This window comes from Rathayibacter sp. Leaf296, assembly GCF_001423045.1.
Taxonomy (GTDB): Bacteria; Actinomycetota; Actinomycetes; order Actinomycetales; family Microbacteriaceae; genus Rathayibacter; species Rathayibacter caricis.
In genome coordinates this window covers 358,070-370,098 of sequence record NZ_LMNR01000001.1, presented here as the reverse complement: position 1 = coordinate 370,098, position 12,029 = coordinate 358,070, and the positions used below count along the sequence as shown (strand labels likewise).

Below are 12,029 nucleotides of genomic sequence, written 5' to 3'. Positions count from 1 at the left end.
ATCCACCAGAAGTACGGCGGACGCGGATCTCGATACAGCCGCGAGCGGCCTACTCGATCAGCAGAAGGCGAGCGCCCTCCTCGCTGACCCGGGCGCTCAGCAGCGGCGCGCCGCGTAGGGCGCCTCGAGCACCGTGGAGGCGCCTCCGACGGTCACGGTCGCGTTCAGCGACCCGGCCGCCACCGACACCGCACGCGTGGTGAAGGCGTGGGTCGCGGCCGCTCCGGGCGCCGCGGTCAGCACGGGCGACGTGCCCCAGGCCGAGCGCAGCACGACGCTCGCCGGCGAGGTGCCCGTGTTCCGCACCACTCCGGTCGCCACGACCTTGCCGCCGATGCAGCGGGTCGAGGCGGTGAGCGTCGCGGACACGGCGGGCGCCGTCACCACGACGGTCGCCGTCACGCGCACCGCCGTCGAGCTCGACAGCACCTTGCCCGTCGCGTTCCACGCCGTCGATCCGCCGGCGCCCACCCACTGGTTCTCGTTCGCGCCGATCGTGCGCACCACTCCGGTCACCGCGTAGCGGCCGGGAGTGGCGGCGCGGACCGCGGACGTGTCCCAGGTGACGGGCTGCGACGCGGTGCCGCGCCCGTAGGCGAGGACGACGTCGGTCCGGGCGGGCAGCGCGGCGGTGACGGCCGCGGCACTCGCTCCGGAGGCGACGCTCACGTCGCCCAGATCGGCGCGCACGGCCGAGGCCGCATCCGCCGTCCGGACCTCGTCGTACTGCCCCGCGGTCAGCGACACGATGCCGCCGTGCTTGGTCGATGGCGCCATCGAGAACCCGGGGTCGGTCAGCTGCGTCCAGCCCGCATCGAGGTCGGTGGTGACCATCGGGCGGTAGCCGGTCGCGGGGATGACGTCGACGTACAGGTACCAGCGGTCCTCGTCGTGGTCCTTGAAGACCGCGGGTCCTTCGACTCCGCCCGCGTTGCCGCCGGCCCAGACCGCTCCGATGCGGTCCTGGATCGGCGTCCACCGGGCCGCCGGCAGCCACCACTGGGCGGCGGTCGTCGACTCCATGTAGATGCCGCGGCCGGTGCCGTTGTCCTTCGAGATGCGGTACGTGGTGCCGCCGTCCTGGATCAGCGTCGTGTCGATCACATCCGCTCCGGTGTCGACGAAGGTGCCGCCGTAGGAGTAGGTCTCCTGCGTGAAATCGGTCGTCGAGCCCCAGAGGATCCGCGACGCTCCCGTGCCGGGAGTGTGCGCGGCGGTCGGGTAGACCGTCGAGGACCAGTAGAGGACGAACGAGCCGTTCCCCTGCCCGTCGAAGTCGTCGACCCAGGTCGCCTCGGGCGCCCACATCATGCCGGCCTCGAGGGCCCGCTGCCCGGCGTCGTCGAGCGACACGTCGAACTGGCGCAGGTCGCTCCACGACACGAGGTCGGTGGACTCCCAGACGTTCATCTTCACGCTGCCCTGGGTGGTCCAGTAGCACCAGGTGGTGCAGGAGCCGGTGCCGCTGTCGCCGCCGAAGACCCGGAGGTCCGTGGCGATGATGTAGTACTTCTCGGTCTCGGGGTTGTAGGTGAGGTACGGGTCGCGGACGCCGGTCGTGCCGAGGTCGGAGGCGAGGATCGGCTTCCCGCCGTTCAACGGGTCCCACTTCTCGGGGTCGTCGCCGCGCGAGACGTCGACGTAGATCTTCTCGGCGTAGCCCTGCGCGTCCTCGATGAAGTGGACCATCAGGTATCCGTAGGGGGTGTCGACGCCGACCTGCGGCTCGACGGTGACGGCGATCTGCCGGGTGGCGGCGACTCCGCGGATGCTCGCCGTCGCCGTCAGGGTGCTCGTGCGCGCCTGCTGGCCGGCCGCCGGGCGGTCGGCGCTCAGGGTGCGGCCGTCCGCGCCGATCCGCAGGGCGGGGTCGCTGGAGCTCCAGGTCACCGCTCCCCCGTAGTCGGGAAGGTTCGTGGTCGAGTCGTCGACGGTCAGCGGAGCGACTCCGTCGAGCACCGCGGAGGCGAGCGGCGCGAAGGTGCTCGCGTGCAGCTGCGCGTCGGCGGTCGAGACCGAGGCGACCTCGGTGCCGGTGAGCGCCCGGTCGTAGACGCGGAACGTCGACACCTCGCCCTTGTAGAAGGGGTCGGGGTACGGCGCGCGGCCGATGGTGTTCAGCGACTGGTCCGTCACCGAGGACGGACGCAGCGCGGTCGGCGCCGAGGCCACGCGCACGCCGTCGACGAAGAACGAGATCGTGCCGGCCGCGCCGTCGATCACCGAGGTGAGGCTGTACCAGCGGTCGGCGGCGATGCCCGAGGCGCCGCGCGCGTTGTTCTCGGCCCCGCCTCCGTTCGTCGTGATCGCGGTGCGGACGCGGTCGCGGACCGACGCGAACCAGTACTGGCTCGTGCTGTCGCTGCCGATGTTCCAGAGGAAGTGGAAGGTCGAGAGCATCGACGCGTCGGCGCGGGTCTCGACGGTCACGGTCGCCGACTGGCGGCCGGTCAGCAGGTCGTCGGGCAGCTCGACCCACGGCGCGGCGCTCGTCTTGGCGCCGCCGGGGAGACGGAGCGACGTGCCGGTCCACAGGGAGTCGGTCCCGTTCACGACGCGCGCGGGCCCCACGGCCGAGGCCGCCGTGTTGGGCACGCTCGCGCCCGTCGCCTGGGTGAAGCGGTACTCCGCGAGGAGTCCCGACTGCGGGATCTGCGCGGGCTCCGCGGCGGCGACCGGAGGGGCGACGAGGCCGGAGAGCAGCACCGCCCCCAGCCCGAGCGTCGCGAGGGCGGCACGCAGCGGTGCGCGCCTGGTGCTGGTGGTCATGGTGTGCTCCTTCGCACGAGGGGATGTCGGGGGGATCTCGATACGGCCGCCGAGCGGCCTACTCGATCAGCGGAGAACCCTTGCTGGTCGAGTAGCCGCCACAGGCGGCGTATCGAGACCCACGTCCTTCAGCAGTGCTGCCGGAGGACGCGGATCTCGATACGGCCGCTGCGCGGCCTACTCGATCAGCAGGGGGGGGAGGCCGCGCAGCGACCTACTCGATCAGCGAGGGTGCGGGCCTAGCCGCAGGTCAGCGCCGCGTACGCGGACTGCACCGTGGCCTTGCGCCCCGCGTCGTCGATCCCGGCCGCGGTGACCGTGGTCGATCCCGCCGGCAGCGCCACCTGGCGCGTCGTGAAGCTCGCCGTCGCGGCCTTCCCGCCGCCCAGCGCCGGGAAGGTCTTCGTCCCGGACACCGAGGCGACCGTCACGTCGGCGGGCAGGTCGTCGGTGTTGCGGACCGTGGTGGTCAGCACCGCCTTGCCCGAGATGCACCGTGCGGTGGTGGTCGCGGTGACCGTGAGCGGCGTCGTCGATTCCGGGGCGCCGACCGACACGCGGTAGCGCTGGCAGTCGTTGTTCAGCACGTCCCACTGGCCGATCAGCGTCCCGTCGAGGGCCGAGCAGTTGAACAGGTCGAGCGCCTTGCCGCTGTGCACGGCGCGCAGCTCGACGGTGCCGTCGTTCGCCGGGCGGAGGCGCCAGGCGCTCCCGGTGACGCCGCACGCGCCCTGCGTGACGGTCGCGCCGTTCGCGGTGGAGCCTCCGGTGACCGCGAGGCACTTGCCCGCCGCCGTCACCGGGTGCATCTCGACGTCGCCCGCGCCGGTCGGCGTGAACGTGACGCGCTGGCAGGCCGCGCCGGTCCACTCCCGCTGCTGCAGGGCCGTGCCGTCGGCGGTCGAGCAGCCGGGCAGATCGAACGTCTTGCCGGTGGCGAACGAGCTCACGGCGACCGCTCCGGAGGGTCGGAGCGACCACTCCTGCGCAGCCGCACCCGACACGGTCGCCTGCCGCACCGACGTGCCCGACGCCTCGAGCAGTCGGCCGCTCGTGCGCGAGGTCAGCGTCGAGTACCCGCCGGTCCCGGGGTTCACGCTCCACTGCTGGCAGCCGGTCGCGAGCCACGAGGACTGCTGGATCCCCGCGCCCGAGGCCGTCGAGCAGCCGACCGACCCGAGGGACTTGCCGCTGCTGGCGTTCACGAGGCGGACGAAGCCGTCGCCCGTGCTGTCGAGCTTCCAGTTCGCGCGGGGCGTCGAGCAGGAGCCCTGCACGACGGCGGCGCCGTCGCCGCTCGCGGTCGGCGAGACGGTGGCGCACTGGCCGGTGCTGCGGCTGACGAGCTGCCACGGAGCGCCTTCGACGCGGGCCGTGATCGGCGCGTTCTCGCCGCTCGGGACGGGGATCTGCGCGCTGGTGCCGAGCGGAGTCCCGAAGTCGGGCTCGCCCTCGGCGGTCCAGTCGACGATGTGCGCGCGGGCCGAGCGCTGGCGGCTGCAGCCGTCGTTCGGGCCGGGGTTCGCGTGGTACAGGTTCCAGGTCTCGGTGCCGTCGGGCGAGTCGAAGAAGTCGTTGTGACCCGTGCCGAACTCGCCGTTGGCCTTCGAGAAGACCGGTCCGTCGCTCTTGGTCCAGGAGGAGGAGAGCACGGGGTCGCCGGTGCCGTCGTACTCGAGCGTGCCGAGCTGGTAGTCCTCGGTGCCGCAGAAGCTCGCCGAGTAGACGATCCAGGTGCGGCCGTCCTTCTGCAGCGGGACAGGGCCCTCGTTCACGGGCGCGCCGATGGTCTCCCACGGCTGGAGCGGCTGCGAGAGCACGTTCAGCGGTCCGGTGGCGGTCCACGGGTCCGACATCCGGGCGATGTAGTTGTTCTGCAGGCGGTTGGGCCCGGCCGAGAACGCCGACCAGGTGACGAACAGCTCGCCGTTCAGCTCGAGGTACGCGCCGTCGATGTTCCAGTCGTCGGTCGGGATCGGGCGGCCCTTGTAGGTGTAGGGGCCCATCGGGTCGTCGCCCGCGCTCTCGATGACCTGCAGGTGCTGGCGGTCGAAGTTGCCGCCGGTGCCCATCGTGTACATGAGGTACCAGCGGGGCCCGTTCGGCCCGTTCAGGCGCTGCAGCTCCGGAGCCCACATGTTGGCGTTCCGGCCGGGGTTGGTGTCGGTGTAGACGGTCACCGGAGTCGTGGTGCCGAGCGCCGCGAGGGTCGGGGCCTTGCGCATCACGACGCGGTTGTCCCAGGTCGTGGCGACCATGTAGTAGTTGCCGTCGTGGAACTCGATCGTCGGGTCGGCGGTGTCCGGGTCGATCGGGTTGGTGAAGGTCGGCTCCCCGAGCGCCGCGGCCGGAGCGGCGGCGAGCATCGGGAGGGCGACGACACTCGCGAGGAGGATCAGGAGCCCGGCCGTGAGGCGGCGGCGCGCGGACCTCAGCACGCCGTCACCACCCGCGGACAGATGCTCGTGGGGCAGGGGGCTGCTGTCATGGGTGACTCCATCGTCGAGGGTGCGTCGCGGGGACGCGGTGCGCTGCGGACAGCCGGGAGGCCATCGTGCGGAAGGCTGCCGGGTCGTCCTCGACCCGTCGCCCGCGCGGCCCTCCGGCCCTGTTCACGGTAACATCGCGCCTCGCGAACGGTCAATCCGTCCGTCGGCGGCCCGCGACCCGGCCGGGCGCGGCGCTCCTCCGTCAGCCCGCGTTCGGCAGCAGCACCTCGACACGGCCGTCGGACACCCGGGTCTCGAACCTCGGCTGCGGAGACGTGGCCGGGCCCCGGAGGACCTCGCCCGAGTCGAGCGAGAACACGCTCCCGTGCCACGGGCACGAGACGCACGCCTCGCCGGACCGGTCGCCGACGGCACCCTCGTCGAGGGGTCCGGAGAGATGGCTGCAGACGTTCGACAGCACGCTCACCCGGTCGCCGCGGCGGAAGGCGAGCAGCGGCACCCCGCCGACCTCCTTCACCACGGTCTCGCGCTCGGGCAGCTCGTCCAGCGGCCCGAGGTCCTGCCAGCCCGAGGGGAAGCGGTGCGGCACGTCCTCGGCGTGGTTCGCTCCCGCCGCCTGCCGGTAGCTGAGGTGGCCGCCGAGGTAGCCGCCGCCCGAGACGACGGCGAGTCCGAGCATGCCCAGGACCTTCCCGCTCGTGCGGCGCCCCCGCGCCCGCTGGACGAACGACGCGGCGTAGAGCGCCGTCGCGACCACGTTGGCGGAGGCGTGCACGAGCCCGACCCGCGTCTGCTGCTCGTGCAACTCGGACCAGTCCGTCCATCCGGCCGCCGCGGTCGGCAGCACGCTGACGACGCCGAGTCCGACGAGAGTGCGCGCCGCGCGGTCGTTGCCGGGCAGCAGATCCAGAACCGCGGCCGACACCCACGCGCCGGTCGGCACGAGCACGAGCAGCGGATGCACGGGGTGCCCCACCGGGACGCCGTGCAGGACGTCGCGCACGGGCTGGGGGCGGATCACGGAGTTCACGACTGCGCGGGCCCGCTTGACGAGCGGATCCAGAGCGGCGGCGTTCTCGAGGCGGCTGACGAGTCTCACGAACTTCATTTCGCGCATGCTCCAGGACACCGCGGCGGAACCGGACGCACCAGGGGGTTGTGGCGGGGCGGTCGGGCGGTCGTTGCGGGCGCCCCCCGAGCCGGTGACGCGGCCGCCTCGAGCCTCCTGCCCGGGCGGGCGCGGGGGCATACTCCCCCGCCCGAGGGAACTGTCAACGGGCCTTCGCTCCGCGGCCATCCTGCCTACCGTCGGCATCGAGGACGGCGTCGACTCGGGCCGTCCTTCCTCCGCCCCACCGGAACTCGAGAAGCAAGGAAGTCCCATGATCGACACCACCGCTATCGACAGCATCTACGGCTCGACCGTCTACGGATCGGACGGCGACAAGATCGGCTCGGTCGAGCAGGTCTATCTCGCCGACGACACCGGGAACCCCGTCTGGGCGACCGTGCGCACCGGCCTCTTCGGCACCAAGGAGACCTTCGTCCCCCTCGAGGGCGCCTCGTTCGACGGCGACCGCCTCACGGTCTCGTACGACAAGTCCTTCGTGAAGGACGCTCCGAACATCGACGCCGACGGCTCCCTCACCGAGGACGAGGAGGCCGAGCTGTACCGCTACTACAACCTCTCCGGCGCCGCCTCCGTCTCGGACGGCGTGGACGGCTCGGCGGGCTACGCCGACACGACGACCGGCACCGGCACCGGCACCGGCACCACCGGAGTCGACACGAACGTCGGCCGCGACACCTCCGGCCCGACCACCGACGACGCCATGACCCGCTCCGAGGAGCAGCTGCACGTCGGCACCGAGCAGGTCACCACCGGTCGCGCCCGCCTGCGCAAGCACGTCGTGACGGAGCAGGAGAGCGTCACCGTCCCCGTCTCGCACGACGAGGTCCGCGTGGTCCGCGAGCCCATCACCGACGCGAACGTCGGCGCCGCCACCTCCGGCCCCGAGCTCAGCGAGGAGGAGCACGAGGTCGTGCTGACCGAGGACCGCGTCGTCGCCGCGAAGGAGACGGTCCCCGTCGAGCGCGTCTCGCTCGGCACCGAGACGGTCACCGAGCAGCAGCAGGTCACCGAGGACGTCCGCCACGAGGAGATCGAGGTCGACGACGACGGAGTCACCCCGCGTCGCGACCGCGACGGACTCTGATCCCCGTCGCCGGCGGCGGGACCCCACCCGCCGCCGGCACCCCTCCCACTCCGCAGCCCGTGAGGAACCCCGTGCCCGACAGCCGACCCCCGGCCGACCGCCCGTCCGACGACGCCGTCACGGTGATCCGCTCGGAGGAGCGCCTCTCGGCGACGACCGTGAGCACCGCCACGGAGAGGGTGCGGATCCGCCGCGTCGTCGTGACGGAGGAGCGCACGGTCACCGTGCCGCTGCGCCGCGAGGAGCTGGTCATCGAGCGCGAGCCGATCGACGGCGCCGGGCCCGCGATCGATGCCGAGCCTCCCGCCCCGATCATCTTCGTGCTGCACGCCGAGGAGCTCGTGCCGACGACCCGCGTCGTGCCCGTCGAGCGGGTCAGCGTGCTCGTCGACCGGATCGTCGAGATGCGCACCGTCTCGGACTCGGTGCGGAAGGAACGCGTCGACGTGCAGACCTCGGTCCGCGACCGGCTCGACGGCGACGCGGAGTAGCGCTCGCCCCCATCGGACCCTCTGCGGGTGGGCGCATGCACGATCTGCAGGGGATCCGGCGCCCCTCCGCCCTCGTGCCGCGGCGGGAACCGCATTCCTGTGCGAAGTACCTGCAGATCGCACACTTCCCCTCCCGCTTCGGAGCCGCGCTCGCGCCCGGCGGCTCGCTACGGTGACGGAGTGACCCGCCCCGCACCCGTCTCCCGATGACCGCCGACGGCTGGTGGGCGCTCGCCCTCGCCGTGCTCGGCGGCGCCGTGCTCGTCTGGTGCGCGCTCGTCCTCGTGCTCTGGCGCGAGCAGCGGCGGAGGGGCCGCGCCCTCGACTGGCGGGAGGCGCTGCGCCTGATCCCGGACGTCGTCCGGCTCCTCCGCGCCCTCCTCGCCGACCGGACGGTGCCGCGCACCGTGCGCTGGTCGCTGATCGGTCTGCTCGGCTACCTCCTGCTCCCGATCGACCTGATCCCGGACGTGATCCCCGTGCTCGGAGTCGCCGACGACGTCCTCGTCGTCGCCCTCGTCCTGCGCTTCGCGATCCGCCGCGCAGGGCCGGAGGCGATCCGCCGGCACTGGCCCGGCAGCCCGGAGGGGTTGAGCAGTCTGCTCGCCCTGGCCGGTTCGCGCTAGTCCCGCTCGCCCGCGCCGTGCGCCAGCAGCACCACGATCCGGCGCAGGTGCAGCGCGACGAGCACTCCCGGCCCCATCGCGCTGCCCGCCGCCACCGCCCGCTCGTCCACCGCCTGCACCAGCAGTCGCACCGAGCGGGTCGCCTCCGCGAGCAGCCGGTGCGCCTCGGCCGTCCCCGCGCCATGGCGGTCGACAGCGGCGGCCACCGTCCGCAGCGCGTCGCCGAGCGGGCGGCGCAGCTCCTCGTCGAAGCGCAGCGCCCCCGGTCGGTCCCACAGGGTGTCGGCGAGGGCGCTCGTCGCATCGCGCACGTGGAAGAGGATCGTGTCGAGCACGGCCAGCCGGTCGTGATCGGAGCGGGAGTCGCGGCGGTGCAGCAGCGCCCGCGGGTTGCCCTTGCGGCTCTCGTCGGCCTCGACCAGCGTGCACCGCACGTCCTCCGAGGTCAGCGCGAGCTCCTCCCCCGTGCTCGCCCACGAGTCGTGCTCGGGCGGCCACGGCTCGTCGAGCGCGTCGGCCGTGTCGCGCAGCACGCCCGCCAGACGCTCCTGGAACTCGTCGACGCGGGCCACCGCGGCCTCGCTGGTCAGCCCCGGCACCACGATCAGGTTCACGAGGAGTCCCACGACCACTCCGACCGCCATCTGCACGAGGTAGCCGAGCGAGTAGTCCTCGGCGTCCGCTCCTCCGATGATCAGCACGAACAGCGCCGCCATCGGCACGTACTCCTTGCCCGCGCCGAACCAGCCGGTGCCCGAGACGAGCACGCCGAGCCCGACGATGGTCGGGATCGTCCACCACGTCGGCCCGACGGTCACGACGACGAGCGTCGCGAGCGCGATCCCCGCCGCGAGCCCGGCGAGCGTCTGGAGCCCCGTGCGCGCCGAGCCCATCAGCGTCGGGTACATGCTCACCAGCGCGCCGAGCGGTGCGTAGTAGGGGTACTCCTCGGCGACGCCGGGCACGTGCGGCGCGAGCGCCCAGGCGATCCCCACCGCGAGCGCGGTCTTCGCCGCGAGGAGGAGGCGCGGCGCGGCCGTCGCCGCTCGCCAGGCTCGGGCTGCTCGGGTGCTGGTCACCAGGGGACCCTACGCGAGGGCCGCGGCGAGCGCCGCCCGCTGGATCCGCGACCGCACCAGACGCTGCAGCAGCGCCGGGTAGAGCTGCACGAGGACGCTCGAGGCGAGCAGCCATCCCGCTCCCGCCGGCGCACCGGCGACCAGCGCGGCGAGCGCGAGCGCGACTCCGATCGCCGTGCACGCCAGATGCACTGCCTCGGAGCGGCGGGTGTGCTGGTCGAGGGCGGGCAGCCCGCGCCGGGTCGAGTCGTAGGCGCGCACCCGGGTGATCACGCGGTTCCAGCCGACGACGTCGAGCAGCCGCCCGAAGCGGCCGACCCCGAGGGCGCGCAGCAGGGCGGGCTCGCGAGGTCCGACGGCGAACCAGGGCTGCTCGAGCGGCCGTGTCCGAGATCCGAAGGTCAGCGCCGCCCAGCTCGTGAGCACCAGCTGTGCGACCACGGCGTAGCCGGGATGCTCGGGCCCGATCGCCTGCCAGCCGGCGAGGAGCAGTGCGGCGGCGAGCACCGTGGGCACGAGCGTCCTCATCCCGTCCCCTCTCTCCGGCGCCTCTCGGGAGCCGACCCCAGTCCAGCAGACGACCGTGTCCCCGAGGTCACCGCCCCGCCGCGCCCGCACCCCTCCGCTACTCTCGCCGAATGACGCGCGCCCGCCTCCTCCCCGCCCTCGGTGCCCTGCTGCTCGTCGCCGGAGTCGTCGTCGCCCTGGTCGCGCCGCGCGAGACCTCCTTCGGCTGGTTCGCGTACGCACCCCTCTCGACCGAGGTCTTCACTCCGGACGGCACGCTCCTGATGCGCCGCGAGTGGCTCGCATCCGCGGCGCTCCTCGCACTCGGCGTCGTCGTGCTCGCGTTCTGGGCGGGGACCCGCGTGGGGTCGCGGCAGGCTCGGCGCCGGGACTGATCCGCGCAGTCGCGGAGGCGGCCGTCGGAGACGGGTCTTGATCCGGAGTCGTCTCCCCGGAAGAGCGGTCTCGCGCGGGCGGGTCAGCTCTCGACGACGGGCAGCTCCGCGCTGGCCACGACGTCGCCGCCGGTCGCGACGATCTCGACGGCGGCCACCGACTCGCGCGGCACCGCGGCGTTCATCTCGCAGTCGATCTCGACCGCACTGCCCAGGAACGAGCCCGACGGCAGCCGCTCCCCCGACTCCGTGACCAGCACCAGGTCGTAGCTCTCGCCCACCGCGAAGCCGCTCGCGCGCAGCACCGTCTCGGTGCCCCACGTGTGCGCGATCACGGAGCCCTCGACGTCGACCGCCGTCGACTCCTCGAAGGCGATCGTCTCGACGGCGCCGAGGGTCCCGGGCGGTCCGGCGACGGGCCGCTCGCCCGCGCCGTGGAGCAGCGTCGCGCCGAGCGCGCCGACGGCGACCGACGCCGCGACGGCTCCGACGGCGAGCGCGAGGCGACCGCGCCGGGGCCGCGCGGGGGCCTCCTCCTCCTCCTCCTCGATGCGCAGCACGCGCGAGCGGAGCGCGGCCGACGCCTCGCCCTCCTCCCACCCGCCAAGCGCCACGAGGCGGTCGACGACGACGCCGAACGCCGCCAGCTCGCGGTCGACGGTCGGGTCCTCGGAGCGCAGACGGTCGAACTCGACCGCCTCCTCGGACGAGAGCTCGCCGGCCAGAGCCGCGGCGATCAGCTCCTCGCGGCGTCCGCCGGGGTGCTCGGTGCCTGTCATGGTCGCTCCTGGTCGGTGGGGTCGGCCTCCGCGAGGTGGGTGCGGAGTGCTCGGAGAGCGTAGAAAGCGCGGGTGCGCAGCGTCGCGATCGGCACGCCGGTGGCCTGCGAGAGGTCGGAATAGCTCTCGCCGCGGAGGTGGATCGCGACCACGACGGCGCGGTGCTGCTCCGTGAGCCGCGCGAGCGCCTCCGCCATCGCGAGCGGCTCGAGGGGGTCGCGCTCGTCGCCCGGGACCTCCTCGAGGACCTCCGCCTCGACGAGGCGGGGCAGGCGCTGCAGCGACCGGTGCACGTCGATCACGACGTTGCGGGCGATCGCGAACAGCCAGGTGCGCAGGCTCGCCCGCTCGGCGGAGTAGCCGGCGCGCGACCGCCACGCGCGGAGGAACGTCTCCTGCACGCAGTCCTCCGCGAGCTGGCGGTCGCGCAGCGCGTTCACCGCGAAGCCGAGCAGGGCACCGCCGTGCTCGTCGTACGCGGCCGCGAGGTCGAAGCCGGCTCCGGGCCGCAGCGGAGCGACCGGGGCGGGGTCGCGGGGGAGCCTCGTCACCGCGGGCTCCTCCCGTCGTCGCATCGCCGTCGCCGTCATCGGCACCTCCCCGATCGTGGGCCGATCGGCCCGTCGAGAGGAGTACGTCCGCGCGGGACGCTCCGTTCATCCGGAGGCGGATCCCGAGTCTATGAAGAACTTCTCAGAACCGGATGAACGCGGAGCA

At 73.4% G+C, this 12,029-nt stretch carries 11 protein-coding genes; 4 read left to right on the top strand and 7 right to left on the bottom strand.

Translation table 11 applies throughout. From position 1 onward, the window contains the following. Nucleotides 1-96 precede the first annotated feature (96 nt). The 3 genes from ASF46_RS18675 to ASF46_RS01560 all read right to left on the bottom strand — a co-directional run bounded on the left by ASF46_RS18675 (nt 97) and on the right by ASF46_RS01560 (nt 6,336). Nucleotides 97-2,769 (bottom strand): LamG-like jellyroll fold domain-containing protein, encoded by a 2,673-nt coding sequence (locus tag ASF46_RS18675; protein WP_082485124.1) that lies wholly within the window; start codon nt 2,767-2,769, stop codon nt 97-99. 239 nt (nt 2,770-3,008) lie between these two features. Continuing rightward, nucleotides 3,009-5,207 carry an RICIN domain-containing protein gene (locus ASF46_RS01565; RefSeq protein ID WP_200919647.1) on the bottom strand — a complete coding sequence of 733 codons (2,199 nt, stop codon included), beginning with the start codon at nt 5,205-5,207 and terminating at the stop codon, nt 3,009-3,011. Nucleotides 5,208-5,460: 253 nt separating this feature from the next. After that, nucleotides 5,461-6,336 (bottom strand): Rieske 2Fe-2S domain-containing protein, encoded by an 876-nt coding sequence (locus tag ASF46_RS01560; protein ID WP_056866141.1) that lies wholly within the window; start codon nt 6,334-6,336, stop codon nt 5,461-5,463. Between the two features lie 265 nt (nt 6,337-6,601). On the opposite strand from ASF46_RS01560, the gene ASF46_RS01555 reads away from it, so the two are divergent. The 3 genes from ASF46_RS01555 (at nt 6,602) to ASF46_RS01545 (ending at nt 8,552) form a co-directional block, all read left to right on the top strand. Next, on the top strand, nt 6,602-7,435 hold the full coding sequence (locus tag ASF46_RS01555; RefSeq protein WP_056866140.1) for a DUF2382 domain-containing protein: 834 nt from the start codon (nt 6,602-6,604) through the stop codon (nt 7,433-7,435). Between the two features lie 71 nt (nt 7,436-7,506). Then, complete coding sequence (locus ASF46_RS01550; protein WP_056866139.1) at nt 7,507-7,926, top strand: YsnF/AvaK domain-containing protein; 420 nt, start codon at nt 7,507-7,509, stop codon at nt 7,924-7,926. Nucleotides 7,927-8,132: 206 nt separating this feature from the next. Continuing rightward, nucleotides 8,133-8,552 carry a YkvA family protein gene (locus ASF46_RS01545; protein WP_056866138.1) on the top strand — a complete coding sequence of 140 codons (420 nt, stop codon included), beginning with the start codon at nt 8,133-8,135 and terminating at the stop codon, nt 8,550-8,552. On the opposite strand, the gene ASF46_RS01540 is transcribed toward ASF46_RS01545, so the two are convergent. Continuing rightward, complete coding sequence (locus ASF46_RS01540) at nt 8,549-9,631, bottom strand: aromatic acid exporter family protein (protein ID WP_235576825.1); 1,083 nt, start codon at nt 9,629-9,631, stop codon at nt 8,549-8,551. The genes ASF46_RS01545 and ASF46_RS01540 overlap by 4 nt on opposite strands. 9 nt (nt 9,632-9,640) lie before the next feature. Beyond that, nucleotides 9,641-10,159 carry a hypothetical protein gene (locus ASF46_RS01535; protein WP_056866136.1) on the bottom strand — a complete coding sequence of 173 codons (519 nt, stop codon included), beginning with the start codon at nt 10,157-10,159 and terminating at the stop codon, nt 9,641-9,643. A 110-nt stretch (nt 10,160-10,269) separates the two neighbouring features. Here ASF46_RS01535 and ASF46_RS01530 point away from each other — a divergent pair, with 110 nt between their 5' ends. Next, nucleotides 10,270-10,533 (top strand): hypothetical protein, encoded by a 264-nt coding sequence (locus ASF46_RS01530; RefSeq protein ID WP_056866135.1) that lies wholly within the window; start codon nt 10,270-10,272, stop codon nt 10,531-10,533. Between the two features lie 83 nt (nt 10,534-10,616). Here the strand turns inward: ASF46_RS01530 and ASF46_RS01525 are convergent, their stop codons facing one another. After that, nucleotides 10,617-11,312, bottom strand: coding sequence for a hypothetical protein (locus ASF46_RS01525; RefSeq protein WP_056866134.1), 696 nt, complete (start codon nt 11,310-11,312; stop codon nt 10,617-10,619). Then, nucleotides 11,309-11,863, bottom strand: a complete 555-nt coding sequence (locus ASF46_RS01520) for a sigma-70 family RNA polymerase sigma factor (RefSeq protein ID WP_235576824.1) — start codon at nt 11,861-11,863, stop codon at nt 11,309-11,311. The genes ASF46_RS01525 and ASF46_RS01520 overlap by 4 nt, the downstream gene beginning before the upstream one ends. Between the last annotated feature and the right edge of the window lie 166 nt (nt 11,864-12,029).

Coding starts and splice junctions, on each gene's coding strand:
- ASF46_RS18675 (WP_082485124.1), bottom strand. CDS start 2,769: ATGACCACCAGCACCAGGCGCGCACCGCTGCGTGCCGCCCTCGCGACG.
- ASF46_RS01560 (WP_056866141.1), bottom strand. CDS start 6,336: ATGCGCGAAATGAAGTTCGTGAGACTCGTCAGCCGCCTCGAGAACGCC.
- ASF46_RS01555 (WP_056866140.1), top strand. CDS start 6,602: ATGATCGACACCACCGCTATCGACAGCATCTACGGCTCGACCGTCTAC.
- ASF46_RS01545 (WP_056866138.1), top strand. CDS start 8,133: ATGACCGCCGACGGCTGGTGGGCGCTCGCCCTCGCCGTGCTCGGCGGC.
- ASF46_RS01535 (WP_056866136.1), bottom strand. CDS start 10,159: ATGAGGACGCTCGTGCCCACGGTGCTCGCCGCCGCACTGCTCCTCGCC.
- ASF46_RS01530 (WP_056866135.1), top strand. CDS start 10,270: ATGACGCGCGCCCGCCTCCTCCCCGCCCTCGGTGCCCTGCTGCTCGTC.
- ASF46_RS01525 (WP_056866134.1), bottom strand. CDS start 11,312: ATGACAGGCACCGAGCACCCCGGCGGACGCCGCGAGGAGCTGATCGCC.